30 protein-coding genes, 2 pseudogenes and 1 riboswitch are annotated in these 25,400 nt (G+C 64.8%); of the genes and pseudogenes, 17 read left to right on the top strand and 15 right to left on the bottom strand.

Annotated features, from left to right (window positions below; genetic code table 11):
- Window positions 1-77: 77 nt before the first annotated feature.
- Together EV641_RS20585 and EV641_RS20580 are read right to left on the bottom strand one after the other, a co-directional pair.
- Window positions 78-809 carry an IS3 family transposase gene (locus EV641_RS20585; RefSeq protein ID WP_158289200.1) on the bottom strand — a complete coding sequence of 244 codons (732 nt, stop codon included), beginning with the start codon at window positions 807-809 and terminating at the stop codon, window positions 78-80.
- The gene (locus EV641_RS20580) at window positions 809-1,132 is read right to left on the bottom strand and encodes a transposase (RefSeq protein WP_054715908.1); all 324 of its coding nucleotides are present in this window, start codon (window positions 1,130-1,132) and stop codon (window positions 809-811) included. The genes EV641_RS20585 and EV641_RS20580 overlap by 1 nt, the downstream gene beginning before the upstream one ends.
- Window positions 1,133-1,302: 170 nt before the next feature.
- Window positions 1,303-1,379, top strand: a riboswitch (Fluoride riboswitch).
- A gap of 222 nt (window positions 1,380-1,601) precedes the next feature.
- Between EV641_RS20580 and EV641_RS20570 the strand changes: the two genes are divergently transcribed.
- Together EV641_RS20570 and EV641_RS20565 are read left to right on the top strand one after the other, a co-directional pair.
- The gene (locus EV641_RS20570; RefSeq protein ID WP_132474154.1) at window positions 1,602-2,060 is read left to right on the top strand and encodes a CrcB family protein; all 459 of its coding nucleotides are present in this window, start codon (window positions 1,602-1,604) and stop codon (window positions 2,058-2,060) included.
- Complete coding sequence (locus EV641_RS20565) at window positions 2,057-2,428, top strand: CrcB family protein (protein WP_054715895.1); 372 nt, start codon at window positions 2,057-2,059, stop codon at window positions 2,426-2,428. The genes EV641_RS20570 and EV641_RS20565 overlap by 4 nt, the downstream gene beginning before the upstream one ends.
- A gap of 43 nt (window positions 2,429-2,471) precedes the next feature.
- On the opposite strand, the gene lspA is transcribed toward EV641_RS20565, so the two are convergent.
- Window positions 2,472-3,026, bottom strand: a complete 555-nt coding sequence (gene lspA / locus EV641_RS20560; protein ID WP_054715910.1) for a signal peptidase II — start codon at window positions 3,024-3,026, stop codon at window positions 2,472-2,474.
- A gap of 97 nt (window positions 3,027-3,123) precedes the next feature.
- On the opposite strand from lspA, the gene EV641_RS29310 reads away from it, so the two are divergent.
- Entirely contained in the window at window positions 3,124-3,285 is a 162-nt protein-coding gene (locus tag EV641_RS29310) for a hypothetical protein (protein ID WP_158289199.1), read from the top strand.
- Between the two features lie 78 nt (window positions 3,286-3,363).
- On the opposite strand, the gene EV641_RS20555 is transcribed toward EV641_RS29310, so the two are convergent.
- Complete coding sequence (locus EV641_RS20555) at window positions 3,364-4,572, bottom strand: cytochrome P450 (protein ID WP_132474152.1); 1,209 nt, start codon at window positions 4,570-4,572, stop codon at window positions 3,364-3,366.
- Window positions 4,573-4,660: 88 nt separating this feature from the next.
- Between EV641_RS20555 and EV641_RS20550 the strand changes: the two genes are divergently transcribed.
- Complete coding sequence (locus EV641_RS20550; protein WP_054715898.1) at window positions 4,661-5,557, top strand: helix-turn-helix domain-containing protein; 897 nt, start codon at window positions 4,661-4,663, stop codon at window positions 5,555-5,557.
- 23 nt (window positions 5,558-5,580) lie between these two features.
- Here the strand turns inward: EV641_RS20550 and EV641_RS20545 are convergent, their stop codons facing one another.
- A complete protein-coding gene (locus tag EV641_RS20545) occupies window positions 5,581-6,378 on the bottom strand; it encodes an SDR family NAD(P)-dependent oxidoreductase (RefSeq protein ID WP_054715901.1) in 798 nt (265 codons plus the stop codon).
- Window positions 6,379-6,532: 154 nt separating this feature from the next.
- On the opposite strand from EV641_RS20545, the pseudogene EV641_RS20540 reads away from it, so the two are divergent.
- A pseudogene (locus EV641_RS20540) lies at window positions 6,533-7,751 on the top strand (IS3 family transposase).
- 70 nt (window positions 7,752-7,821) lie between these two features.
- Here EV641_RS20540 and EV641_RS20535 read toward each other — a convergent pair.
- Window positions 7,822-9,018, bottom strand: a complete 1,197-nt coding sequence (locus EV641_RS20535) for an RNA-guided endonuclease TnpB family protein (RefSeq protein WP_054715906.1) — start codon at window positions 9,016-9,018, stop codon at window positions 7,822-7,824.
- Between the two features lie 23 nt (window positions 9,019-9,041).
- Here EV641_RS20535 and tnpA point away from each other — a divergent pair, with 23 nt between their 5' ends.
- On the top strand, window positions 9,042-9,458 hold the full coding sequence (tnpA, locus tag EV641_RS20530) for an IS200/IS605 family transposase (protein ID WP_132474148.1): 417 nt from the start codon (window positions 9,042-9,044) through the stop codon (window positions 9,456-9,458).
- A 143-nt stretch (window positions 9,459-9,601) separates the two neighbouring features.
- Here the strand turns inward: tnpA and EV641_RS20525 are convergent, their stop codons facing one another.
- Window positions 9,602-10,816 carry a crosslink repair DNA glycosylase YcaQ family protein gene (locus tag EV641_RS20525; RefSeq protein ID WP_054712771.1) on the bottom strand — a complete coding sequence of 405 codons (1,215 nt, stop codon included), beginning with the start codon at window positions 10,814-10,816 and terminating at the stop codon, window positions 9,602-9,604.
- Between the two features lie 49 nt (window positions 10,817-10,865).
- Window positions 10,866-11,279, bottom strand: coding sequence for a DUF4259 domain-containing protein (locus tag EV641_RS20520; RefSeq protein ID WP_054712787.1), 414 nt, complete (start codon window positions 11,277-11,279; stop codon window positions 10,866-10,868).
- Window positions 11,280-11,415: 136 nt separating this feature from the next.
- Here EV641_RS20520 and EV641_RS20515 point away from each other — a divergent pair, with 136 nt between their 5' ends.
- Window positions 11,416-11,949 carry a hypothetical protein gene (locus tag EV641_RS20515; RefSeq protein WP_241997376.1) on the top strand — a complete coding sequence of 178 codons (534 nt, stop codon included), beginning with the start codon at window positions 11,416-11,418 and terminating at the stop codon, window positions 11,947-11,949.
- Between the two features lie 86 nt (window positions 11,950-12,035).
- Here EV641_RS20515 and EV641_RS20510 read toward each other — a convergent pair whose 3' ends face one another.
- Window positions 12,036-13,241 (bottom strand): MFS transporter, encoded by a 1,206-nt coding sequence (locus EV641_RS20510; protein WP_199233332.1) that lies wholly within the window; start codon window positions 13,239-13,241, stop codon window positions 12,036-12,038.
- A gap of 127 nt (window positions 13,242-13,368) precedes the next feature.
- Between EV641_RS20510 and EV641_RS20505 the strand changes: the two genes are divergently transcribed.
- A complete protein-coding gene (locus EV641_RS20505) occupies window positions 13,369-14,046 on the top strand; it encodes a FadR/GntR family transcriptional regulator (RefSeq protein WP_132474146.1) in 678 nt (225 codons plus the stop codon).
- Between the two features lie 28 nt (window positions 14,047-14,074).
- Here the strand turns inward: EV641_RS20505 and EV641_RS20500 are convergent, their stop codons facing one another.
- Both EV641_RS20500 and EV641_RS20495 read right to left on the bottom strand, forming a co-directional pair.
- The gene (locus EV641_RS20500; protein WP_132474144.1) at window positions 14,075-14,563 is read right to left on the bottom strand and encodes an SRPBCC domain-containing protein; all 489 of its coding nucleotides are present in this window, start codon (window positions 14,561-14,563) and stop codon (window positions 14,075-14,077) included.
- Between the two features lie 3 nt (window positions 14,564-14,566).
- Window positions 14,567-14,908 (bottom strand): metalloregulator ArsR/SmtB family transcription factor, encoded by a 342-nt coding sequence (locus EV641_RS20495; RefSeq protein ID WP_132474142.1) that lies wholly within the window; start codon window positions 14,906-14,908, stop codon window positions 14,567-14,569.
- Window positions 14,909-15,049: 141 nt separating this feature from the next.
- Between EV641_RS20495 and EV641_RS20490 the strand changes: the two genes are divergently transcribed.
- From EV641_RS20490 to EV641_RS20470, 5 genes and pseudogenes are all read left to right on the top strand, one after another.
- Window positions 15,050-15,340, top strand: coding sequence for a DUF2510 domain-containing protein (locus EV641_RS20490; RefSeq protein ID WP_054712765.1), 291 nt, complete (start codon window positions 15,050-15,052; stop codon window positions 15,338-15,340).
- 40 nt (window positions 15,341-15,380) lie between these two features.
- Window positions 15,381-15,826 (top strand): annotated as a pseudogene (locus EV641_RS29900) (VOC family protein).
- Between the two features lie 230 nt (window positions 15,827-16,056).
- Window positions 16,057-16,398, top strand: coding sequence for a hypothetical protein (locus EV641_RS20480; RefSeq protein ID WP_132474140.1), 342 nt, complete (start codon window positions 16,057-16,059; stop codon window positions 16,396-16,398).
- Window positions 16,399-16,467: 69 nt separating this feature from the next.
- A complete protein-coding gene (locus EV641_RS20475) occupies window positions 16,468-16,872 on the top strand; it encodes a hypothetical protein (protein ID WP_132474138.1) in 405 nt (134 codons plus the stop codon).
- Between the two features lie 122 nt (window positions 16,873-16,994).
- Window positions 16,995-17,375: a hypothetical protein gene (locus EV641_RS20470; RefSeq protein WP_054712784.1), complete on the top strand. Its 381-nt coding sequence runs from the start codon at window positions 16,995-16,997 to the stop codon at window positions 17,373-17,375.
- Between the two features lie 16 nt (window positions 17,376-17,391).
- Here the strand turns inward: EV641_RS20470 and EV641_RS20465 are convergent, their stop codons facing one another.
- The 3 genes from EV641_RS20465 to EV641_RS20455 form a co-directional block, all read right to left on the bottom strand.
- Window positions 17,392-18,675: an RNA polymerase sigma factor gene (locus EV641_RS20465; protein WP_132474136.1), complete on the bottom strand. Its 1,284-nt coding sequence runs from the start codon at window positions 18,673-18,675 to the stop codon at window positions 17,392-17,394.
- Between the two features lie 18 nt (window positions 18,676-18,693).
- Window positions 18,694-19,125 carry a YciI family protein gene (locus tag EV641_RS20460; protein ID WP_054712755.1) on the bottom strand — a complete coding sequence of 144 codons (432 nt, stop codon included), beginning with the start codon at window positions 19,123-19,125 and terminating at the stop codon, window positions 18,694-18,696.
- A 122-nt stretch (window positions 19,126-19,247) separates the two neighbouring features.
- The gene (locus EV641_RS20455) at window positions 19,248-20,819 is read right to left on the bottom strand and encodes a hypothetical protein (RefSeq protein WP_132474134.1); all 1,572 of its coding nucleotides are present in this window, start codon (window positions 20,817-20,819) and stop codon (window positions 19,248-19,250) included.
- A gap of 86 nt (window positions 20,820-20,905) precedes the next feature.
- Here EV641_RS20455 and EV641_RS20450 point away from each other — a divergent pair, with 86 nt between their 5' ends.
- The 4 genes from EV641_RS20450 to aroD all read left to right on the top strand — a co-directional run bounded on the left by EV641_RS20450 (window position 20,906) and on the right by aroD (window position 24,419).
- Window positions 20,906-21,229 (top strand): hypothetical protein, encoded by a 324-nt coding sequence (locus tag EV641_RS20450; RefSeq protein ID WP_054712777.1) that lies wholly within the window; start codon window positions 20,906-20,908, stop codon window positions 21,227-21,229.
- A 93-nt stretch (window positions 21,230-21,322) separates the two neighbouring features.
- The gene (locus tag EV641_RS20445) at window positions 21,323-21,937 is read left to right on the top strand and encodes a TetR family transcriptional regulator (RefSeq protein ID WP_054712751.1); all 615 of its coding nucleotides are present in this window, start codon (window positions 21,323-21,325) and stop codon (window positions 21,935-21,937) included.
- Window positions 21,934-23,586, top strand: coding sequence for an MDR family MFS transporter (locus EV641_RS20440; RefSeq protein ID WP_054712748.1), 1,653 nt, complete (start codon window positions 21,934-21,936; stop codon window positions 23,584-23,586). The genes EV641_RS20445 and EV641_RS20440 overlap by 4 nt, the downstream gene beginning before the upstream one ends.
- Before the next feature lie 62 nt (window positions 23,587-23,648).
- A complete protein-coding gene (gene aroD, locus EV641_RS20435; RefSeq protein WP_054712745.1) occupies window positions 23,649-24,419 on the top strand; it encodes a type I 3-dehydroquinate dehydratase in 771 nt (256 codons plus the stop codon).
- Between the two features lie 2 nt (window positions 24,420-24,421).
- Here aroD and EV641_RS20430 read toward each other — a convergent pair whose 3' ends face one another.
- On the bottom strand, window positions 24,422-25,330 hold the full coding sequence (locus EV641_RS20430; RefSeq protein ID WP_241997375.1) for an alpha/beta hydrolase: 909 nt from the start codon (window positions 25,328-25,330) through the stop codon (window positions 24,422-24,424).
- Window positions 25,331-25,400 lie beyond the last annotated feature (70 nt).

The raw sequence follows: 25,400 nt of genomic DNA, 5'->3' as shown, positions 1-25,400 counted from the left end.
AGGTGTAACGCTGTCGTCGATGGTGGTCAAGCATTTCCGGCGTCGGCGTGTCGATCTGTGGGTAACGATCTGGTGGATTAGCCGGTCAACAGGCATATTCCGGTCGCACCCATCGACCGACGCAACCCGTACCGGCCACACGCCACCGCAGTCAGGTGCGCCGTGTACTCACCGCCTCGATCCGAATGCAGGATCGTCCCGTCGCACAGCCCGCCACGCGTCGCCACCGCCTGATCGATCGCGGTTGTCACCATATCCGCACCGATATGGTCAGCGATGCTGTATCCCAATACTTTCCGGGAATGACCATCACGGATCGCGCACAGGAACATGTCCCCCTCGCCGCACGTGAGGTAAGTGATGTCGGTGAACCACGCCGCATCGAGCCGGCCTTGGTCGAAGCACCGCTCGATCAGATCCGGCGGGAACGACGCCTGCGGATCGACCACCGTCGTCTTGACCTTGAATGTGCGTGGACTGATCCCTTCGATTCCCGCCGACGCCATGATCTTGGCCACCGTCTTCTTCGTGACCACCTCACCGCGTGCCCGCAGCTCGGCGGTCACCCGCGGTGAGCCGTACGTTCCCCTCGATTCCCTGTGGATATCGACGATCTTGACTTCGAGGTCGGCTCGCCGTTGCTGCCGCGGCGTCGCTACCACCGCAGCCCTGCGTGTGACGTGCTGGTAGTAGCCGGACGTGGACACTTTCAGTAGTCTCGCCATCCGCCTGATCGAAAACCGCTCACCTTCCGGTGCGGCGGTGCCTGCGGTCTCCTCGATGCTCTCGGGGCAGGCGTACTTCACCATCAGATCGAACCGGGTCGATTCCTCTGCATCGCGGCAAAGTACGCCGAAGCTTTTACCAAGAACTGGTTGTCCTTCTCGAGTTCGCTTACGTGCCTTCGTAATCGGAGTAACTCGGCACGTTCGGCAGCGTCGAGTGGTTTTTCTCCCTGGGCGTCGGCGGCGGCGATCCTGCGCCGCTCGACTTTGACCCATTCACCCAGCAGGCTCTCGTTCAAGCCCAGTTCGCGGGCGACCTCCGCGATGGTGCGACCGGAATCGATCACCCGATGGGCAGCCTCGACCTTGTACTCGGCAGTGAACGACCGGCGTTTACGAGGGGGCATACGGACATCCTTCCAGCGGGAACGGTGTCCCGCCAATTCGGTGTCCACATTCCGGGGAGAACCTCAGGGGGCCGTTCCCACTCGCGGGAGCGCCCTTCTTCATTCCCCGGCGTGCCGCGAGCGCGTCAGTCAGCCGGCATGTATGTCGGTGGCCTTCGGTCGGACGATAGACTCGCAGCGGCGATGGATCCCGCCCGGGTGTACGAGCACCCTAACCGCCTGTCGGGCTGATGGTTCCTGCCCCACACGAGTGGGCAGGACACACGCTGCCCGCAGGAAGGTTGGCGACAATGCCGCACGTTCCTCCACAACCCGCCGTCGAAAGACCGATCCCGTTGTCAGGGCATTGCCTCGAGCGCGTCCGCGCGATCGCGGAAGACTCGGTCGCTGTTCATCTTGCACACCACCAGCATCGACCGGTGGTGATCGTTCCGCTGACGGTCGTGGACTGGAAGGCCACCGCAAGCTCATGGGACCGGTGAATATCACCGGCCGGCGAAGGGGGACGGTCTTTCTCGCGGCCATGGTCGGGCTCGGCTCCGGCCTCGGAACGCTCCTTCGTGCCGTGATCGAACGCGCCTACCCCGCAGAACTCGGCGAATGGCCGTGGGCGACATTCGCTATCAACATCATCGGCAGTCTTCTTCTCGGTGCGGTGTTGGAGTCGCTCGCGCGCGTAGGCGCCGACACCGACTGGAGGAGGGCAGTGCGACTGTGCGTGGGCACGGGGCTCATCGGTGGGTTCACCACCTACAGCACCTATGTCGTGGAAGTCGACCGACTCGCCCAGTCGGGACACTCCGCTCTCGCAGCCGCATATGCCGTGCTCAGTGTCGCGCTGGGAATCGTGGCCGCGAGCTCCGGTGTAGGTGTTGCCGCAGCGATCTTCTCGCGCCGACGACGAGGACATGCGGAGGAAGGCGAATGATCCTCGCTCTGACTGCCATTGCCGGTGGACTCGGCGGTATAGCCCGGTTTCTCGTGGACACTGCAGTCAACCGCCACAACAAGTGGTCGCTGCCGTTGGGCACTGTCGTGGTCAATGCGTCAGCGTGTCTGTTCCTCGGGCTGCTCACAGGTTACGCACTCGTTCATCCCACATGGGACGAGATCTACGCTGTACTGGGCGTCGGCCTGCTCGGGGGCTATTCCACGTTCAGTACCGCCTCGGTGGAGGCGATTCGGCTACTGCACGTGGGACGCTGGCGTGCTGCGCTCGTCCACAGCGGCGGGATGCTCATCGTCAGTGCTGCGACCGCCGCTCTCGGGCTCGGAATCGGCAATGTCCTTCAGTAGGCCCACTGGCCCAAGGGAGACCACTTACCATCGCGACCGATGGTCACGCGTGGGGTTCGTCGCCGGTGTGGTCGGCCGCATCTGCCCGAGGCCGTGCATCGACGCCCACCAGCGTCAGCACGATCAACAGACCCGCACCTCCGACGAGCGCGATGTCTGCCACGTTACCCACGAAGAATCCGTTGTAGTCGATGAAGTCCACCACGTGGCCTCGCGCGAAGCCGGGCGTGCGGAATACGCGGTCGCCGAGATGACTGATCGCTCCCCCGAGGAGTACTGCCACTCCGAGCGCCCAGAACGGGTTGAACACGCGGGTGGCAAAGATGCAGAGTCCGACGACGGCGGCAGCGGCAAGCACGGTGAGAATCCACGTGAATTGCCCACCGATCCCGAATGCGGCACCCGGGTTGTAGACGAGTCTCCACTGGAGGAACTCACCGATTACCGGTATCGCCCGGCCGTCACTCAAGGTCGATTCCGCCCACCACTTGGTGAGCTGATCCACGATCACCACCACAGCAGCCACCGCGACAATCCACGGCAGGTACCGGCGCGAGGGTTCTGGTGTCGGATGGCCGGGCAGGGGCGTCGACGTCATGAGCACATGATCTCCGATCTTCGACAGCCATGGTGATCAGGCCGGCTCCGACCGTTCCCGGTCGAGGGGCGAGCTCACGATGTGCCATCATCTCGGGATGACAACGAGGAAGCGGAGTAGCTGCTGGCCGATCGTTGCGGGTGCAGTGTTCTTGCTGGTGATCGGGGCGTGGACACTGCGGCGACTCGACGCCGGTCCGGCCGTCGGCGCTGCCGAATGGGAGGCGGATCCGATCGGGCCGGACGATCTGGCCGGCTGACAGGTCCTGTGTTCTCTGACCGGTACCCTCGGCTCGCGGTCGCCTCCTGGGCGTAAGAGGTTGTGTATCGACGCCCGGCTACAGATCCCACTCCACGGCAAGCTCATTGGGCCCACGGAGTGCAACACCCACCTGGCTGGTGACTCTCGCCCGGCTTGCGGCGCCGTCACGGAACCGCAGCCCGGGCAGGCGTTCCAGCAGCGCGACCAGCGCTGTCTCGAGTTCCGCAAGCGCAAGCCAATTGCCGGCGCAACTGTGCGGGCCCTGCCCGAAAGCGAGTTGGGCCTGCTTACCGCGGGTGATGTCGAATCTATCCGGATCCGGGAATGCCGCGGGGTCGCGCAGGGCTGCGTTGATGGAGAAGATCATCGGAGTCGCCGCCGGGATATCGATCCCGTTCCACACCGTCGCCTCGGGACACACACGCGGCAACAATCCGACGGGTGGCTCCCAGCGCAGACCTTCCCAGATCGCCCATATCGCGTGGGCATCGAGATCCGAGCGCAGGATCTCCATCTGATCGGGGTGCGTGAGCAGCGCAGAGAGAGTGTTGCCGAGGGCCAACATCGTGGTGTCGGCGCCCGCGGGGAACAGCAGGCGCAGGAAGGACAACACCTCTTCGTCGTCGAGGGATTCACCCTCGATGTCTTCGGTCACCAGAGTCGAGATCAGGTCGTCGCCGGGCCCGCGCCTGCGCTCGGCGATGATCGGCCTGACAAAGCCGGTGAACTCCTCGGATGCCCGCCTCGCCGCAGTCCGATCGAGAGGAAAGTGGAACAGGTCGTGTGCCCAGCGGTGCACCGCCGATTCGTCTTCGATCGGCAGCCCCAGCAAGCGGCTGATCAGCAGGACCGGGTACCGGGTCGTGAACTCGGCGACGAGGTCGACGCTCCCGCGGTCGGCGAACCGGTCGATCAGTTCATGCGCGAGTGGCGTCAACAACGGTGAGATGTACTCCGCCACCTGCCTGCGACGAAAGGGAGGCGAGATCAGCGCACGGTTCCTCCGGTGCTCGTCGCCTGCCATGCACTGCAGAGTCTTGCCCAGCACCGGCCCGGTGGTCATCGGGTAGATCGCAGAAGCGGGAAAGGTCGCCTCGTCCTTGAATGCCGCGGCCACGAGGTCGTTGGTCAGCAACAACACTGCGCGAACGCCCGCAAACGGGACCACGGCGTAGGGCTTGGTCGCACGGAGATCTGCAAGCACCGCATGAACGGTGGGGTGATCTTCGAATGCGAAGTCCACTCCCTCGATGTCGACGCTGTCGAGAACGGATGGTGTGGCCACAGCACTCCTCGAGGTCATCCTGCACTGAATACGAATATTCGTGTCGCTCGATGCGTATATTGGTATTGGTGCGAGAGTAGGAGTTTCGATGACAGAGCACAAGGCCCGGGGCACCAGCCCCTCACCTCCGACCGACAGGGCTGTCTCGATCGTCGAGACGCTCGCGCGCAGTGCGCCTGCGACGTCTGCCGACCTCGCCGATGCGCTCGGTCTGAGCCGCTCGACCGTCGGATCGATCTTGACCGCACTCCGCGAGCACGGCTGGGTCCGTCGTCTGCCGGACCTGAGCTACGTCCTCGGCCCATCCTTGGCCGGCATCGCAGAGAAAGCACGACGCGCGCTGCCCGTCCCGGACGGGCTGGACACGCACATCGAGGCCCTCGCCGGCCGTGTCGGTTGCGGGGTCGCCCTCAGCCTGGTCGAAGACGGGAAGCTGACCTTCGTCGCCATCACCGAGGGCATCGGCCACATCCCGGCAGGCATCGAGGTGGGCTTGACCCTGCCCATGCAGGCTCCCGGTGGTGCCACGGTTGTCGCGTTCGCCGATTCCACAGTGAAGCGGCGCTGGCTCGACACGGCTCCGGTCGACCGCCGAACACAACTCGAGAACGGGCTTGCGGAGATCATCGAGTCCGGTGTCGGAGTGTGGGGAGCCGCCGCCGCAGATATCGAGCGGATCGACCTACTGACGCAAGTGCTTTCACACCTGCCGAACGACCCCGCGAGCAGACCACTACGGGGTCGCGTGCAGGGGGCCATCACCGCCGTCGGCGGACACCTATACGACAGCGCCACATTGTCGTGCGCTCAGGACCTACCCATCAGCTATCTCTCCGCACCTGTCTTCGACAGCACCGGACGCGCCTTGTGGGAGCTGCAGATAGGGCCACTCTGCCCGGCCGTTTCACCGGAGGAACGCGAGCACTACATCCGTGAACTCAAAGACACTGCCGCAGAACTCGGTTCCATCCGGCAGCAGCGGTAGTCCCGTAGCGGTCACCCAGCGTGTCAGTAGTAGACGAATCCCGGCACACCGCCACCTGCGGCAACGGCGTCTCCGGTGATCGCGACACCTCGTGGGGAAGCGAGGAACGTCACGACGTCGGCGACCTCGGACGCGTCCACGATCCGCCCGATCGAGTTCGTGACAAGACGCTCCTCGAGTACGGCCACCGAGATTCCTTCGGTCTCCGACTGCGCAGCGAGCCGATCGGTCAGACGCTCGGTCCGGGTGAGACCTGGATGGACCACCGTTACGTTGATCCCGTGCGGTCCGAGTTCGTCGGCAAGGTTCTTCGTCAGTGCGGCCACGCTCACGTTGCGGACGGTCTGTGCGATCGAATTCGATTGTCGTGCACCAAGCCCGCTGATGTTGATGATCCGCCCCCATCCCTGCTCGATGAAGTGCGGGGCCACCTCCCGCGCGGTGCGCAGGTATCCCAGGACTTTGATCTCGACCTCCTCGCGGACGAGGTCATCGGTGGTCGACGCGAAATCACGCGGCTTGCCCGAACTCCACGGCGTTGCAGCAGAGTTCACAAGGATGTCGACGCCTCCGAGTTCGTCGACCACCGTCTGCACGAGAGCGCGCACGGACTCCTCGTCGCCGGTGTCTGTGGGAACACCGATCACCCGACGTCCGGTCTCCTGCGACAACTCCTTCGCAGTCGCGGCAAGCGTATCCGCGCTGCGAGCCGCAAGCACGACATCCACACCTTCCAGTGCGAGACCTCGCGCCACCGCTCGCCCGATGCCCCGGCTACCGCCCGTCACGATCGCCCGCTTGCCACTCAATCCGAGATCCATGCGCCCTACTCTGCTCGTCGATACACCCGTCCGCCGAACTTGACTTCCTCCCCCGCGTGAACACGGAGGATCCCTACGCAGCCCGGGGGTTCCCCCTTGAGTGTGGACATCGTGAACACTGGATCGTGAGGATCCAGAGAAAGTGATGCCACAGATGACGAAGAAGGCGTACTCGGCGGAATTCAAGGCCGATGCCGTCGCGCTGTACCTGTCCGATCCGAGCCACACCTTCGAGGGCATCGGCAACGACCTGGGCGTCAGCCGGGAGACCCTGCGCAACTGGGTCCGCGCCGAACGCAAACGCACCGGTGTGTCCGCGGTCGCCGACCGCCCCCGGCCGTCCGGATCGGTGGGCGAGGTATCGTCCGAGTCTGTGTTGGAGAAAGAGAACAAGCAGCTCAGAACCCAGATCCGGAAGCTCGAGACCGAACGGGAGATCCTGCGTAAGGCCGCGAAATATTTCGCGGGCGAGACCAACTGGTGAGCCGCTTCCAGTTCGTCGACGACCACCGCAACACCTTCCCGGTGAAGTGGCTGTGCCAGATCCTCGAGGTCTCCCGCTCCGGTTTCTACCGGTGGCGGACCTCGGCGGCTGCGCGGGCCGAACGCGCCCGCGCCGATCAGGAGTTGGCCGAGCAGATCCGAGTCATCCACGCCGACTCCGACGACACCTACGGGTCCCCACGGGTGACCGCCGAGTTGCGAGACGCCGGCTTCTAGGTGAACCACAAACGGGTCGAGCGAGTGATGCGTGCGCACGGGATCGTCGGGGTGCATCTGCGCAAGACGGTGCGCACCACGATCCCCGACCCCTCCGCGACCCCCGTGCCGGATCTGATCCGGCGGGACTTCACCGCGAGCGCACCGAACACCAAGTACGTTGGTGACATTACGTACCTTCCGGTGGGCGACGGACAGTTCCTCTATCTGGCAACGGTATTGGACCTGCATTCGAAGCGGATGGCAGGCTGGTCGATCGCGGACCACATGCGCACCGAGTTGGTCACCGACGCGCTGCGGGCTGCGGCCGCCGCCCGTGGTGCCACCGGGCTTGACGGTGCGATCTTTCACTCCGACAACGGAGCCAGTACGTTTCGAAGGACTTCGCCGATCTGTGCCGTGAACTAGGGGTGACCCGATCGCGGGGTGCGGTCGGAACGTCAGCGGACAACGCTGCCGCCGAATCGTGGAACGCGACGTTGAAACGGGAGACGCTGCAAGGTCGGAAACATTGGAACGGTGCGGGTGAGGAGCGTGCTGCTGTCTTTCGTTGGATCACGCGTTACAACACGCGAAGGAGACATTCGACTCTCGGTCAGATCTGTCCGATCGATTTCGAGCAGCGATCCGCTATGCTGGCTTCCGCCGCATAGGAATTGGTGTCCACTTCTTGGGGGGAAGCCCCCCCACCAGATAGTGCGGTCTGTTCAGCGGGTTCCTGCTTCACCGAGTCCGCGCATGCAAGCACACGCTTACGCTCCCTCCACAAGCGTTTACCCTCTCCACCAGCCCAGCGGCGAGCAACACATTCACAGCAGCGTTGTAATCCCGATCCAACACCAACCCACACGAAGCACACACCCACACCCGCACATCCAACGGCTTCGCCCCGTCCCGCACCCCACACCCCGCACACACCTGCGACGTCGGTTCCCACCGGCCGATCGTGTGCACCACCACGCCGAACCCGGCGGCTTTCTCCACGATCAACCGCCTGAGCGTCGACCAGCCGGCATCGTGCACCGACTTCGCCACCCTCGTACGCGCCAAACCCGCCACCGACAACCCCTCGAGCGCGACCGCTTGGTTCTCACGGACCAACCTCAATGCCAGCTTGTGGTGATGATCCCACCGCGTCTCACGCACCTTCCGGTGCGCCACCGCCACCCTCCGACGCGCCTTGTCCCGATTCCTCGACCCCTTCATGGTGCGTGAGTATGCCCGCTGCGCATGGGCCAATCCTCGCTCCTTCGACCGCAACCAGCGAGGATTGTCGACCTTCTCGCGAGTACCGTCGTCATAGACGATCGCCGCCAGATCCGTCAACCCCACATCCACACCGGCAGCCCGAGCCGGCGGAGCCGGAACCACCACCCGCGCCGGCTCGTCGACCACGAACGACACATAGTGCCGACCGTCGGCCTCCCGGATCACCGTCACACTCGACGGGCCCGCCGGCAACGGCCGCGACGACTCGTACCGCACACGCCCGATCTTCGGCAACCGCACAAACCCGCTACCACCGCCCGGCTCGAGGACACCGACACCCGCGTTACGGGTGAAACGAGCAGACTGGCGATGTGTCCGCTTCTTGAACCGCGGCGCACCGACCTTGCGGCCTTTACGTTTGCCGGTACGAGAATCGAAGAAGTTCGCGTACGCGCGGTGCAGGTCCGCCAGCGACTGCTGCAACGGCACCGACGACACCTCCGCGAGCCACGCTCGTTCGGGAGTTGTTTTCGCGGCGGTCAGCGCCGCCGACAACTCACTCTTGCTCGGGATCGGCCGGCCCGCCCTGCGGGCAGATTCCCTCGCGGCGAGTGCATCGTTGAACACGACCCGGCAGCACCCGAACAGTTGAGACAGCGCGTGCTGCTGCTCCCCTGTGGGGTAGGCGCGGTAGCGGTATCGCTTCAACACACCAGCACGATAGAATTGGTGTCATGACTGATGTCGACCTTGTCAGACGTGGTAGACATGCTGTCTGGGATTGTCATGCACATTTGGTGTTCGTCACAAAGTTCCGCCGGGGCGCGTTCACCGGACCGATCTTGGTGGACTGCGAGAAGATCATGCGGAGAGTCTGCGCGGACTTCGGCTGCGAACTGCGGGAGTTCAACGGCGAGGATGACCACGTGCATCTGCTCGTCGACTTCCCCGCCACCGTGCAGCTGTCGAAGCTGGTGAATTCACTCAAAGGCGTGTCATCGCGGCACTTGCGGCGCGATCACGCGGAGCACCTTTCCCGGTACCTGTGGGGCGGGCATTTATGGTCCCGCTCCTACTACTGCGGGACTGCGGGCGACGTCCCATTGTCGGTGATTGCCGAATACGTGACGTCTCAACGTCGCCCTGCGTAACGGTGATTCATCTCCACCGCGAAACGATGGAGCACTCTCACCGAGATCGGTAGAACACCAGCGACGATGGTGTCACCGCTTCCACTCACGGTGACGGGAAATTCGCGAGCGCGCCGGGTCGAGTGACAAGCGGACGACGGACCTCACATCTGAGCCGCGAGTTTCGCAGCCAGGTCACCACGCGCGCCGACCACCACATCGGAGAGTCCGAGCCAGTTGGCCATCACCCGCAATTCGCCCGCAAGTGCCTCTGCCACAGCGCCGATGTCCGCACCCTCCTCGACGAAAGCGCCCGGAACGCACAGTGCATCTCTTGCTCTGTCCGCTTTGAGGTCCACGCGCGCAACAAGTTCCCCGTCCAGGAGGAAGGGGTAGACGTAGTACCCGTGCACACGTTTGTGCTCGGGTGTATAGATCTCGAGGCGGTACCGGAAGCCGAAGATTCGCTCGGTACGGGGCCGGTGGAAGACCAGCGGGTCGAACGGGCACAGGAGTGCGGTACCCCGGGCGCGACGCGGTACGGGCATACCCACATACAGGTAGGCAGGCTCGTTCCAACCTCGGACAGCGACGGGGACCAGGGTGCCTTCGTCGACGAGATCTGCAACGGCAGGGCGGGTCTGGCCGGCAGACAGCCGATAGTAGTCGCGCAGGTCGGCGACTGTCGCAATACCGAGCGCCCGCGCAGACCTGCGAAGCAGCTCCCGGACGGCGTCCTCCTCGTCGATTCGTGCGGCGAGCACGTCGGCCGGCAGCACCCGTTCGGCGAGGTCGTAGTAGCGGCTGAACGCGACTCGCCTGTCCACAGACAACTCGCCCGCTGCGAAGAGTTGCTCGCAGACCACCTTGACGTCGCTGCGTCCCCACCAGGGTCCGCGGCCGCCCGATGGTTCGACCTGGAGATGCTTCTCGATTTCGCCAGCCGACGCGGCACCGACCGCGGTGATCACGTCGAGGAGGTCTCGGCCCAGGGTGGGGTTGCGTTCGAGAACGCGACGTTCACCGGCCCATCGCCCCCCGGAGTAACGCTGCATCCGCCACCGCATCAGCGGCCAGTCTTCGACCGGGATCAGCGCTGCTTCGTGCGCCCAATATTCGACTAGCGCTCGCGGTGCGCGCGCACTGTGGCGCCATGCCGCGGCGTCCAGGAGGCTGCGGTCGTAGGCACCGATCCGGCTGAACACCGGCATGTAGTGCGCGCGAACAGCCACGGAGACGGAGTCGATCTGCAGGAGAGCTGTTCGGTCGACGGCCCGGAGAACGTGCCGCCGAGTGACCGGCCCGGCTGGACGTCGGTCTGCAAGACCCTGGGCAGCAACAGCGGTGCGGCGGGCCGCTGCGGCGGTCATCTCGAGCATGGGCCAACCGTGCCATGTGCCACCGACAACCACCGCCCCACGAGGTGGTCTACTCGGCTTGAACTAACGCCCTGAGGCGCTCCACCCTGTTCACGATCGGCGCCCGCCACGTCTCGAGGTCCTCCGGACCGTTCTCTGCCCACAGTTCGTGAAGCTCCGACGTGTCGCTGTCGGCGATCGTGCGCGCGAGTGTCTCGAGAATCCACGCGCGGTGATCCGGCGTCAACGATCGAGCAAACGCAGCGGCGTCGATACCGTCGAGCTGCGAGCATGCCGGCCGGAGCCCGTGTGCCACGGCGAGGACCTCGCCCATTGCAACGGCGGCTTGGGCGTCGTCCACTTCCAGGTATCCGTCGTCGACGTGAGTGCTGTACTGGTCGATGTCGAAGTCGCCCGCCCGAAGCGACGCGAGCAGGTCGCCTGCTCCATCGTTCTCGAACGGTCCGTAACCCCATGTCCCCATCGCTGCCTCCTGATCTGTTGGGCCGTCGGTCTCTCGGTGGTCGACCATAGGTGCGTCCACCGACAGGAATTCGTTCGCGACGCGAGCAGGCCGCTGCCGATGTAATGAATTCCGTTCTCCGCACGATGTTCTGGACATGAAAATTCCACATCGCATTACTTCAGCTGCTGCTGCCGGGTTCCTGGGCACTGCGATGTTCGTTGCGGCACCGGGCGTGGCGAGTGCTGCCGATCCATGCCAGCTCGGATGGTCGAATGTGGGCCCTCGCTCCTGCGCCATGACCGACGTCGGGATGGCTCCGGTGTTGACGTTGGGCAACGGCATCTGCGCAGGCATGATGGTTGCTTCCGGGACCGCGTTCGACGGCCCGCTCTACCACTACTCCACATTCCCCGGTGCCACCCATGCCATCGACCTGCGCATCTCGCAGGGCTTCTCACCTCTGGGTGAGTGGGCGCCGACCATCCTGGCCTGCGACGTCACCGCAATCGTCGATTGGCGGAACCTCGACACCGGCCGGAGCGGCTCGGTGAGTCAGTTCATTCCGGCGAGCCACACGAGCACCCGGCCGATGAATGTGCTTGTGAATACGGGCCCGGGACGGGTTCAGCTCACGCTGCGGACCGACCACCCGAGCATCCCGGTGTCGACCGAGGCGTTCGTCCCCTGACGCCACAACCCATCTGGCGACGGCCTCCGTCGCCGTCGATCACGCCGTGCATACGCTCGATGTCCTGAGCCGCGTGAATGCTGCACTCACACGGCGGTCGGCTTCGCACGTCCCCGGCCGGCCGGGACCGCGACGACGAGCTGGACTGTCGCGAGGAGCGCGATGAGAAGTAGCGGTACCGTCCACCCTCCGGTCCCTTCGGCGAGGTAGCCCGCACCGATCGGACCGGCCGAGGCGAGAAGATAGCCGACGGACTGTGCCATGCCGGACAACTGGGTGGTCTCGTGCTGGCTTCGCCCACGGAGACCGATCAGCGACAACGCGACGACGAGTGAGGCACCGGTTCCCATACCCGCGACCACTGCCCACACGGCATTGAAGGCGGGTACGAACATCATCCCGAGTACGCCGATGAGCATAGGGACGCTGGCGGTCACGGTCGCAGCGATCTGATTGTCGGGCCGGCGCATGAGCCGGGGGATTGCCAGTCCGGCCGCGATACCCACGATCTGGTACAGGAACAGGTGCACACCGGCCTGCTCCGCAGAGATGCCGGTCGAGATCTCGATGGTGGGTAGCCAGGTGACCATGAAGTAGAAGGTCGAGGACTGCAATCCCATGAACGCCGTCACCAGCCATGCAGTGGGTTGCTTCCACACGCTGGTTGCGGGGAAGTCGTCACTGACGGGCGGCTCGACGACCTGTTCTCTCGTACGCGCGCGCGGGATCCACAGCAGAGCGACGATGAGCGCCGGAATCGCCCAGAAGGCCAGTGAACCGCGCCATCCGGCTGCACCGGAGAGTGGGACTGCGATAGCGGACGCGACCGAGGCGCCGATGGCCATGCAGGCCGAGTAGATGCTCGTTGCACGCGACACCTTGGAGCTGTAATCACGCTTCACGATCGCCGGTACCAACACATTGCCGATGGCAATTGCTGCGCCGATGACCAACGTCCCGATCCACAGTCCGACGGTGTCGGTGTACGACCGGATCAGAATTCCTGCGACCAGCAAGAGCAGTGCGAAGAGCACGGCCCGCTCCGGACCGAGGGCCCGGGAGAAACGGTGGACCAGGATAGAGATCACCGCAAAGGTCAACAGCGGCAGTGCTCCGAGCAGCCCGAGGACTCCACCGCTGAGGCCCTCCTCCGCGCCGATCTGCGGAAGCAGGGGGCCGACCGACGTCAGCGGAGGTCTGAGATTGAGCGCCACCAGGAACACGAGCACAACGACCGCCGGGGTCCATTTCGCCCCGGCACGAACCATGGTCTGCGTCGTGCTCGCACTCATCCAACCTCACCCTTCGCCGGTCGTGCATATGTAGGACATTTACAGTACCTCGCACATGCACCCGCCATAGGCATGGAACAATCGACGGTGCAGACAACGCCCAACACGACCGAGGTGACACTTTCCGATGCGCGAGCCGGTCCGACACACCCCGCTCGTCACCCAGGTCTCCGAACAGTTCCGCGAACTGATCGCGTCCGGCGAGTGGGCTATCGGACGGAAGATCCCTGGCGAACTCGAACTCGCCGAGCTATTGGGAGTCAGCCGGGGCACGGTGCGCGAAGCGCTGCGGGGACTGACCATCACGGGCCTGCTCGAACCCCGGGTCGGCGACGGCACCTACGTCCGCGCAACCAACGAGATCACCGGAGTGCTCGTCCGCGACGGCTATTCCACGGCACTCGACCACGTTCTGGATACGCGAGCGGGGCTCGAGGCCATCAGCGCACGGTTGGCCGCCCAACACTCCACGCCCGAAGCACGCGCGGCACTGTCTGCGGCACTCGATGCACGCACACGTGCGCACGATGCCGGCGATCTCGACGCATACACCAAGGCCGACACCGACTTTCACCGCGCGGTCGTCCACGCCAGCGGAAATCCACTACTCACTCGCCTGCATGCCGCAGTGGCCGAAGTGCTGAACTCCCCTCTCATGCACGCCTCCACCCTCCCCGAGGGGCCGGGCATCGGCGATGCTCACCGAGATCTGGTCCGCGCGATCGAGAACGGATCGTCCGATGATGCCACCCGCATCGCCTACGAGCTGATCGAGTCGGTGAAGGCGGCCGTGCCACCCGGCTGATGACCCGGCCGCCGCCACCCGCGTGCAGCTATGAGGAAGCGAGCAGGTCGTCGATCTGGCCGATTGCCGAGGTGGCCCCCTCCACCACACCCATGTCCAGTACCTTCTGCAACGCATCGGCGGATTCGAATGTACTCACGTAGGTCGCCCGAGTGCCACCGTTGTGCTCGGCGAAGGTGTAGACGTTCTCGGACACCGGGAGTTCCGGGGTCGGATTGAAATCCTCATCGGCGAATCCGTCGGCGAACGAGAAACTCCGCGGCCGGTCGACTGTCGCGACCTCCCAGTATCCGGCGTATTTCTCGCCCTCAGGACCGGTCATGTAGTAAGTCGTCCGGCCACCCGGCGTGAGGTTGTGGTCCACCACGGTCGCGGGGTATCCGGGCGGGCCCCAGATCTTCTCCAGCTGACGCGGGTCGGCATAGACCTGCCATACCCGCTCCACGGGCGCAGCGAAATCGGCGGTGATGGTCAGGGTCAGGTTGTCGAGATCTTGCTTGACGTCGGTGACAGGCATGGTTCAGCCCTCCTTGGTCGAGTCGGATGCGATGAGTTCGTCGATGCGCGCGATGCGACCACGCCACACTTGTTCGAGCTCGGTGAGCATGGACGCCACCGACCGCACCGCCTCCACGTCGCCGCTCGCCAACTGCTCGCGACCACTGCGTCGCTTGGTCAGCAGTCCTGCCTTCTCCAGCACGGCAACGTGCTTCTGAACCGCGGCGAAGCTCATCTCGTACTTCGTCGCGAGTGCGGAAACCGAGCTCTCCCCCGCCAGTACCCGGCGCATGATGTCGCGCCGAGTTCGGTCGGCGAGAGCATGGAACAGGGCGTCGGCCCGGTCCTCGTCATCTCCGTTCACGACCCCAATATACAACCAAATGGTTGTACGTTGTCAAGAGCCGAACGGCTCGCTCCCGAGAGTGACGCACACCTCAATTCTTCGGTGTAACGCCGCCGGATCCAGTCCGGATAATTACCGGACGAAAGGATCCAGGAGCTCATGACCACCCCGCCACCCGGCTGGTATTCCGACCCCGAGACCGTCCGCCTCATCCGCTGGTGGGACGGCGAACGGTGGACCGCGCATACGCACCTCGCAACCAGTTCCGGGCCGCCGGCGGCAGTGGTCCGGACGGAGGCAATGATCCAGACGAAAGCGCCGCCGACCGTCGACGACAATCCGCGCGGCTGGCTGATCACGGCCGCGAAGATCGGGGGCGGGCTCCTCCTCATGCACCTGACTCTCGCCGCGTGCGACCACGTCGCCATCGGCCCGCTCACGCTTCCCTGACGGCCCGTCGGGCAGCCACCCCGGGGCTACGGTGGTACCCATGGTCTCCATCGAGTCGGTTGCCCTCGAGGTGCCCGACCCGTCCGCGGCGGACGCCTTCTATACCGGAGCGTTCGGCTTGGGCGGTCGCATCCGCGTCCGCGGGTCCGAGGCACCGACGTCCGGTTTCCGCGGGTTCACCCTGTCGCTCGTGGTGGCGCAGCCGAGCGCCGTCGACCACCTGGTCGCCAGCGCCCTCGACGCCGGAGCGACGGAAGTGAAGCCGGTCGAGAAAAGACTCTCGGGCTACGGTGGCGTTGTGCGAGCCGCGGACGGGACGATCTGCACGCTGGCGGCGTCCTCGAAGAAGGACACCGGCTCGGGCGCAGCGCACTCGCCAAGACTGCGGGAGTCTCTCCCGAAGGCACAGGATCGCATCGGATCGCCATCCGCAGCGAGGCCGGCTCCTTCACCGACCCCGACGGGTTTACTCGGGAATCCGTCTAGCCGGCGTTGTGCTTTCGTGACACCCGGCATCACGGCCAGGACACCGCGTCGGCCACGTGTTACAGCTCCCTTGCAAACCGGCCGGTTTGCAACACCTGCCTCCCGCGACACCGCCCATCATGGAAATCGGGTCGGAACCTGAGCCATGTTCGGAGGTAATACGAATGGATGGGCAAAGAGTCCGGCGCGCAGCGATTGCTCTCGCAGCGCCGCTGGTAGTACTGACGAGCATGGCGCCGGCGGCGTCAGCAGATATCGAAACGACAGTGAGCTGGTCGGTATTCACCAAAGAGGACTCGGTGCAGGTCCGGTTCAATTATCACGAACCCCCCGACAGGGACTCGCCCTACACGTGCGTGGCCTCGATGGTGGGCGCGACGAGAAGTCTCGACATGAATACGGTCACGTACGGCGCCGTCGAGTTCACAAACGTCAGCGAAGGCACTCACACCGTGGGTGCAACGTGTGAGAACAGCGATGGTAGCCAACAAAGCGTGGGGAGAATCCTCTTCCACCTGCCGGGCCCGGACCACTGGCATCTCGCCCGAACCCAGCACGCCGTCATCGACTGATCGTCAAGGAAGTTTCCTCCCCCCACAGGCTGGGGAGGAAACTTTCATCAGCTCGAAAGTAGGTACATCGTGCGACTGCACCACATTCCGCTTCGCGCCGCGACGGGAGCGTTCATCCTCAACTCGGGTCTGGGTAAACGAAACCTCCCGGCCGAGAACGCTGCCGCCCTGCAGAACATGGCAGCAAACGCATTTCCGTTCCTGAAGCAGATGAACTCCCAGACGTTCGGCAGGTTTCTGAGTACGTCCGAAATCGGGATCGGTGCCGCGCTGCTCGCCCCGATCGTGCCTCCGTTCGTTGCCGGCGCCGCACTGACGGCGTTCGGGGGCGGGATGATGACGATGTACTGGCGAACGCCGGGAATGCACGAGGACGGCTCCCCGAAGCCCACTCAGGACGGCACCGCACTCGCAAAAGACTCCTGGTTGGTCGGCGCCGGACTCACCCTGCTCCTCGACGGACTCAGGAAGTAATCCTGATCGAAAGCATCACCGCTGCAGCACTTTCGGAGAATCATCGGTTACGTCCGGATATCGATCAAGATCGGTTCTGCGGAACGGTGGTCAAATGGGCGTATCTGCGGTGGAATAGAGCGATGAACATCGCTGAAACGCCTCCCACCGAACGACGCCGAAAGGCTCTCCAGGCCATCAAGGAACTCGGGCGACAACGCAGCGATCACGCTGTCCTGAGAGTTCGATGCCCCAAGAGCCACACGGTCGCAGCCGTCTACAAGACGGAGGAAGGACCAGTGGTCGTGTGCGGAGTCGGACCGGGCGGCCATGGCTCCCGCGACCGCGAGGCCAACAATCGCGGCAACGACTCACTCGACGACAAGTTCATCGACACCGTCGAAGCAACCCAGTTCGAGGACGATGAGCTTCCCGCCGGTTGCGGATGTGGGCCGCGCACACTCTCCCGCAAGAAACTCCAGGCCGCAGTCGCGGGGCACGAACACATCGTCACCCTGACCTAGCTACTCCGACACCTGGCTACTCCGGCCCGAGCGATCCCAGGTCCAGTTCATCCACCTTCGCCAGGAGGACGGCGCGTTCGCGCTCGTTCCCTGTCGCCTCGGCCGCAGCGAGCAGTTCGGTCCGTGCCTCGTCGATCCTCCCCAGCTGTGCGAGAAGATCCCCCCGCACGCTCGGAAGCAGATGATACCCAGCGAGTTTTCCCGACGCGACAATCTTGTCGACATACTCGAGCGCGGGTGCCGGCCCGTACGCCATCGAGACCGCCGCCGCATGGTTCAGATCCACCACCGGCGACGGCGCCAGACGCTGCAGTGCCTCGTACAGCAGCACGATCCGTTTCCAGTCGGTGTCCGAAAATTCTGCTGCACGCGCATGACATTCCGCGATCGCGGCCTGAAGACCGTAGGGTCCGCGGCCACGACCGATCGCATCGGCGCGTGTCAACGCTGCGAGCCCGCGGGTGATCTGCCCACGGTCCCATCGAGTGCGGTCCTGATCCGCCAGCAGGATCGGCACCCCCGACGGCGTGGTTCGCGCAGGGAACCGCGACGCAGTGAGTTCCATGAGCGCCACCAGCCCGTGCGCCTCCGGCTCGTTCGGGACAAGCTCGGCGAGGATCCTTGCGATCCGCAACGCCTCCGCGCTGATGTCCGGGCGCAGCCACTCGTCGCCCGAGCTGGCCGCATAACCTTCGTTGAACACCAGATACAGCACGCCGAGCACCGCCGAGAGCCTGGGCGCGAATTCCTCACGCCCCGGCACCTCGAATACCGCCTTCGCCGCGGTGAGCGTCTTCTTCGCTCGGACGATCCGCTGCTGCACGGTGGGTGTCGGCGTCAGGAACGCCCTACCGATCTGTTCCGTAGTCATGCCGCCCACCAAGCGAAGTGTCAACGCCACTTGTGCTTTCCGTCCCAACACCGGATGACATGTCATGAACATCAAGCGCAGGACGTCGTCGTCGATCCGATCGGGATCCCACGAGGGATCGTCGAACTGCGACGCATCGTTCTCGAGTTCCCGCGCCATACGCGCGTGGCGCTCGTCGAGGCGTTCCTGTCGGCGCCATGTATCGATCGCGCGGCGCGTGGCGACGGAGGTCAACCATGCCGCCGGATTGCGGGGAATCCCGGCGGCAGGCCACTGCTCGATCGCTTCGAGCAGGGCCTGCCCCGCAAGGTCTTCGGCGAGATCGAGATCCCCGACCTTGCGGGTGAGAGTCGCGATGATCTTGGCCGATTCGATCCGCCACACCGCGTCCACCGCGCGTCGCGCGCGAAGGATCGCCTCGTCCGTCATCACGCAGTCGGTCATCACTCAGCCGGCGACCGGGCGGTCGGTGCCGAGTTCCTCGCGCCAGAGCTGTTCCTTCTGGACGTACTCGTTGTCCTGGTCGAAGTCCTCGTTCTCGTGCACACGACGGACCTCGAGTTTGTTGCCCGGACCGAGAGGGCACCGCTTCGCCCACTCGGAGGCTTCCTCCTTGGTGGAGGTCTGGATGAGCCAGAATCCGTTGAACAACTCCTTCGTCTCGCCGTAGGGACCGTCGGTGACGAGCGGGGTCTCGGAGTCGAAATCGACGACGAATCCTTCCTCCGCCTCGGCCAGTCCCTCACCGCCGAGCAGGACGCCGGCCTTGATGAGCGACTCGTTGTACCTGCCCATCGCGTTGATGATCTCATCGAAATCCACGTCCTTCGACGCTTCGATGGCGGCGTCGGTGGCGCGCATGATCAGCATGTACTTCATGAGAATCTCCCTCGTTCCGTGAATCCTGCGGACCGCCTTTTCGGTCCCTGATGTCTACACGTCGAACAACGCAGACGCGGATCGACACGACAGACGAGAAACTTCGAAAAGTTTCGGAGCACTCACACACCACCGTGGAGGAGGCGGCGGAACACGTCGAGAACCTCGTCTGCCCACCCGAGGATCGACAGCGCACTGTCTATGTTCTGCGGCGGACTCTGCACCAGGCTGTCCTGACGGATGAGGCGTTCGAAGTCGACCGTCGTGTCGGTGCGCACCGCCCCGTTCGGGTGGCGGAACTCGACGCCGGCGCTTGCCATGATGCCGATGATCTCCTGCGCAAGGATTCCGTAGCCGACCGTGGTGGGGTGAACGCCGTCGAGGGAGAACAGGCCACCGGTCGCACGTCCACCTTCCCCGTCAGCGGTGAGGAACCGGGTGTCAGGGACGGGGTCGAGCGCCGCGAGTTCCGGGGGCAGCGGATACGGCGTCCACCACGCCGGCCGGGCATTCAGGTCGTCGCGATAGCGGCGAGCAGCGAGGCGTTCGAGCACTCCCGCGACGTCGAGCAGATACCAGTCGCGGCCGTCGGCCCGCGCATCGGCAACGGCCCGATGGATTGTGTTGTTGTAGTGGTCGATCGCGGTGTCGACCGCGTGTGCCTCCTCACCGGTGATGTGTTCGTCGCGTGCCGCGTCGAAGTGCTGCTCGTCGATCCACGGACGCGTGTAGTAGGCGAAGTAGCGTGAGCCGCTCTTGCCGCCGAGGCCGCGCGCGATCGGGGCGATCGTCACGTGCGGGATCGTGCAGAGGATGACGTGTCGCGCGGAGATACGGCGCACCTGCTCGACTACTTCCGCGAACTCGGCATCGAAGTGTTCGGGACGCCAGATCGTGTAGGAACTCTTGCGGTCGAGGTCCTGGTAATCGGCGCCGCTCCACGCGACACGCAGTTGGGTGACGGTGCCCAGCGCGTTATTGGAACCGAGGAAGACGACGAGCGTCTCGATGCCGCTGTCGGTGTTGTCGCCGTGGTCGTCACCGAGGGCTACGGCAGCATCGAACAGCGTCATCGATTTCTGCGCGGGCGCCCAGTGTGGGTAGACGTGCATGGCCGCTCGGTCGCCGTTGTTCTCGACGATCTGGTCTAGGAGGTTGTCGCTGGGTGCCGCGATGCGAGCCCGACAGTGCGCGGCCGTCTTCTCGAGGGAGTCGCGCAGGTCCCATCCGTAGCACGAGAGGTTGTGGTTGTAGGTGCCGATGACCGGCGTTGTCGCGCCGGGGCCGCGTTCCCAGTAGTCCTCGACCTCGTCCATGAAGTTGCGCAGGGTGAACAGCGCGGCGGGTATCTCCCACGGTGTCATGCGCGAGCCGTAGCGCTCTTCGAGGCGACGCAACATGAGCTCGACGTTCAGCGGCAGTCCGCCCGGCCCGCCGTAGCGCGGATATCGAAAGGTATCGAGGACTCCGAGTTCGTATGCCACGATCGCGGGCACCGACACGTCGGTCCGGTAGACGGCCGCGCTCTGGAATCCCTGCAGAAGTGAATCGCCGATTGTCACGAGCTTGTGCGGCGGTGTGCCGCGAGCAGCGACGCTCACCGTCACGCCCACGGCGGGATCGAATTCGGGCACACGCGGCGGTTCGGCTGCTTGTGCGACAACTTCTTTCGGTGTCCCCTCGGGAAGCCCCACTCCACGAGCGTGAGCGCCGCAGCGCACGATGTCAACGACCGCGCAGACCGATGAAGGATCATGAGGTGGACACAGGAGGTGCAGACATGAGCGACGCCGACTTCGCCCACACCGATCGGGCGGAGAAGAACCGTCGGGACAAGGCACTGGGGCTCGCACGGTTCGCGTGGCATCGGGGCATCACGGGCGCCGAGTTGCTTGCGATGACCGACGACAACCGCCGTCGGCTGGCGCGTGCGGCCGATGCGCATCCGCCGCGGTCGATGGAGACGTGGACGCTCGTGGCGTCACTGCTCTGCGAGAAGTCGGCGTGGGCGCAGACGCATCCGGATCATCCGTCTGCGGCACGCGACCACCTCGACGAACGGATCATGTGGGTCAAGCCGCCCACTCGGTCGTGGCTGGACTGAATGTCCGATTTTTGCACCCTGTCGGACTAGGGTGCAAAACTGCACTCCGTGAGTGAAGGTGCAATGTTGTCGGACAAACCGCGAAGTCCACGTATGCAACGCACGTACGACGCCCTGGTCTCGCATGCACGCACGCTCACTGCCGAACGCGGCCTGTCGGGCTTCACGGTCGAGGAGCTGTGCGAGAGCGTCGGAATCTCGCGGCGCACCTTCTTCAACTACTTCCCCACGAAGGAAGACGCGGTGATCGGCGAGCACGACGTGGGCTTCCCCGAGGAGGAGAAGCACGAGTTCGTCGCACGCGGCGAGGGCGACCACGTCGGACTCTCCCCCACCCTGCTCAGCGACATCGCGAGGCTCGTGATCGCCCGGGCACGCCAGAACGATTTCACCCGGCAACGCCATCAACTGTTTCGAGACATACTCCGCGCCGAGCCGCACCTGCTGGCGAAGCTCATGGCAATCGGCGAGTCTCAGCAGCGCGACTTCGTACGACTCGTCGCCGACCGGGAACACCTACCGCTCGACGATCCGCTGCCCAAGGCGGTCGTGGGCGTCACCCTCTCGCTCACCTTCCAGACAGTCGACGAATTCTTCAGCGACGACAACACCTGCTCATTCGAAGAAATCCTGAAACGCAACATCGCGATCGCCCAGCATTTCTTCGGCCAGCCACTCGACCTCACCGATCCGACAGGAACCTCTTGACCACCACCACCGACGAACCTCTGGTTCTGACCCAGAAACGCATCTGGATCATCTTCAGCGCGCTGATCGCCGGCATGCTGCTCGCCAGTCTCGACCAGACCATCGTCTCCACGGCCATGCCGACGATCGTCGGTCAGCTCGGCGGAGTCGAGCACCAGGCGTGGATCACCACGGCATATCTACTTGCCACGACGATCGTCATGCCCGTGTACGGCAAGTTCGGTGACATCTTCGGGCGCCGCTACCTGTTCCTCATCGCAATCGCGGTCTTCACGCTGGCCTCGGTGGGCTGCGCGTTCACCGACGACTTCTGGACGTTCGTGGTGTTCCGCGCCATGCAGGGTCTCGGCGGCGGCGGCCTGATGATCCTGTCGCAGGCGATCATCGCGGATATCGTCCCAGCCAGCGAACGCGGTAAGTACATGGGTCCGATGGGCGCGATCTTCGGTCTCGCCGCTGTCGGCGGGCCGCTCCTCGGCGGGTTCTTCGTCGACCACCTGACGTGGGAGTGGTGCTTCTACATCAACATCCCGATCGGGATCATCGCGTTCGTCATCTCGTGGTTCATGCTGACGTTGCCGGTCAAGAAGCCCACCAAGAAGATCGACGTCCCCGGTGTCGTGGCGCTTTCCGTCGCGACGACCTGCCTGATCTTCTTCACCGACTTCGGCGGTAGCGCGGATCGCGGATGGACCGATCCGCTGACGTGGATGTTCGGTGCCGGACTCGTCGTCGCTGTGTGCCTGTTCGTGCTCATCGAGTCGCGCGCGCAGGATCCGATCATCCCGCTGTCGCTCTTCCGCAACTCGATCTTCGTCAACGCCACCGCGATCGGATTCGTCCTCGGTCTCGGCATGTTCGCAGCGATCGCCTTCATGCCGACGTTTCTGCAGATGTCGTCCGGCACGTCCGCGGCGGTATCTGGGCTGTTGCTCCTGCCGATGATGGGCGGTCTGATGCTCACCACGATCGCGTCCGGCCTCCTCATCGCGAAGACCCAGCGGTACAAGGTCTATCCGATCGTCGGCACCGCCGTCACCGTGCTCGGCATGCTGTGGATGACCACACTGCAGGGCAACACCCCGTTGTGGGTCGTCTGCGCGATGCTCTTCGTCTTCGGGTTCGGTCTGGGCCTGATCATGCAGGTCGTGGTGCTCGTCGTGCAGAACGCGGTGCCCGTCGACGAGATCGGCACCGCCACCAGCACCAACAACTACTTCCGCGAGGTCGGTGGCGCACTGGGTGTCGCGATCTTCGGCACCATCTTCACGAACAAGCTCGCGGAGAATCTCACCACGGTCTTCACCGAGGCCGGTGCCGACCCCGAGCAGGCCGGTCAGGCGACGGCGACCCTCGACCCGGCCGTGATGAAGCAACTCCCCGAGCAAGTGCAGGACGGTATCGTCAGCGCGTACGCCGACTCCCTGGCCCCGGTGTTCTGGTACCTGGTGCCGTTCTTGATCATCGCGTTCCTGCTCGCGTGGCTCGTCAAGGAGATCCCGCTGTCCGACGAGGCCGGCATGATCGCGCGCGGTGAGGCCGTGTCCGATCCGGACAAAGTCCGTGTCCCCGACGATGCGATGGAAGCCGTTCATGCCGACGTTCCGCAGACCTCCGACGATGCGGATGTGACGGACCGCAGAGCCTGATGTCCCGGTTGCCTGTGATCGAATAGAGCTTCGATCACAGGCAACCAGCACAGGAGTCGACGATGGGTGAAGCGATCACACCGGTCCGTGTCAAAGGTGTGACGATCGGCGACGGCGCCCCCAAGGTGTTCGTGCCCATCACCGGATCCACACCCGGCGCACTCCGCGACCAGGTCGACGCCCTCACAGGCCGCACCGACCTCGTCGAGTGGCGCGTCGACTGCTTCACCGCCTTCGACGACCCGGGTGCCGTCGTCGCCCAGGCTCACTCGCTCGCCGAGCAACTCGACGGGGTGCCACTGCTGGCCACGTTCCGCACCGCGCACGAGGGCGGCGAAGCGACGATCGGTGACCCTGACTACGCCGATCTCAATGCTGCGCTCGCCGAGTCCGGGGCGATCGATCTCGTCGATGTCGAGTACCGCCGCGACCCCGCCGCAGTGGGACGGATCATCGAGTCGGCGCACGCACACGATGTCGCGGTGGTCGCGTCGAACCACGATTTCGACGGCACCCCGGAACGCGACGACCTCGTCGCGCGGCTGTGCGCCATGCAGGATCTGGGTGCCGACATCTGCAAGATCGCGGTGATGCCCAAGTCCACCAGGGACGTTCTGACATTGCTCGACGCCACCCGCGTCATGCACGAAGAGCACGCGAGCCGCCCCATCATCACCATGTCGATGGGCGGGCTCGGCGTGATCTCACGGCTGGCCGGTCAGGTGTTCGGGTCGGCCGCGACGTTCGGGATGGTGGGAACACCGTCGGCGCCCGGGCAGGTCGATGCCACCGAACTGAAGATGGTACTCGACCTCCTCGACCGGGCGCGGTAGGACTACTGCTCTGCCTCGTCCCACAGTCGGAGCACCGTCGTGAGGATCTCCTCCGACGCACCGAGCCCACCGAGATGACTTTCGCCGGGCAGGTGATGGAACTCGGCGTCGGGAAGCAGATCCACCATGTGCAGACCGTGCTCGAACGGGATGATGTGGTCGGTGTCGCCGTGCCACCACCGCACCGGCACCTTCACATCGGGCACCCGGAAACCCCAGTCGCGGGTGAACGCGACGATGTCGGCGAAGGGTGCGGCCATCTGCTTCCGACTGCCGTTGAGCAGATCGTCGAGGAACATCGCCTTGAACTCGGGGCGAGCCAGCAGCCGACGATCGGCTTCCGGCGACAGCCGTCCGTACAGGTCGATGATCGGCGACGCGAACGGCCGGACGACGCGGATCGCGGCGCTCGTCGCCACACCGATCGGCACTCCACCCCGGGCCAGCAGCGGTGCGACGAGGGATCCGAGTTGCATCAGACCACCCGACATCGCGTCGGGTCCGACGACGGGCGCGACACCGCCGAGCACCGCGACCCCCACGACACGTTCGGGCATCGCGTAGGCCGAAGCGAGAGTGTAGGGCCCGCCGCCGGAAAGGCCCACGATGCCCATGCGATCGACGCCGAGGGTGTCGGCGACGATGCGCAGATCGTCGGCGAACGAGAGCACCCTGTCATAGGTATGGGGTGACGACGAGCCGATACCGGGACGATCCAACCCGATCAGCCGCACGTTCTCTCGATCGGCGTAGGCCCGTGCCTCGATCGGGATCTGCCGACGCGCACCCGGGGTGCCGTGTAGCCAGAACACCGCGCGGCCCTGCGGGGACCCGAATTCGGCGAAGCCGAGCCGGCGCCCTCCCGCGACCGCGACGGTGCCTTCCAACTTGGGACGTGCGACGTCAACCATGCGCGTCAGCATGACATGTGCAGCACGCCCTGCTGACTTTCGGGGCCGACCGCGGCCAGAAGCTCGACGC

It is taken from the genome of Rhodococcus sp. SMB37 (genome assembly GCF_004345605.1).
In the GTDB taxonomy this organism is placed as follows: Bacteria; Actinomycetota; Actinomycetes; order Mycobacteriales; family Mycobacteriaceae; genus Rhodococcus.
Note: the sequence above shows the minus strand (reverse complement) of the source record. Positions and strands in the feature narration are given on the sequence as shown.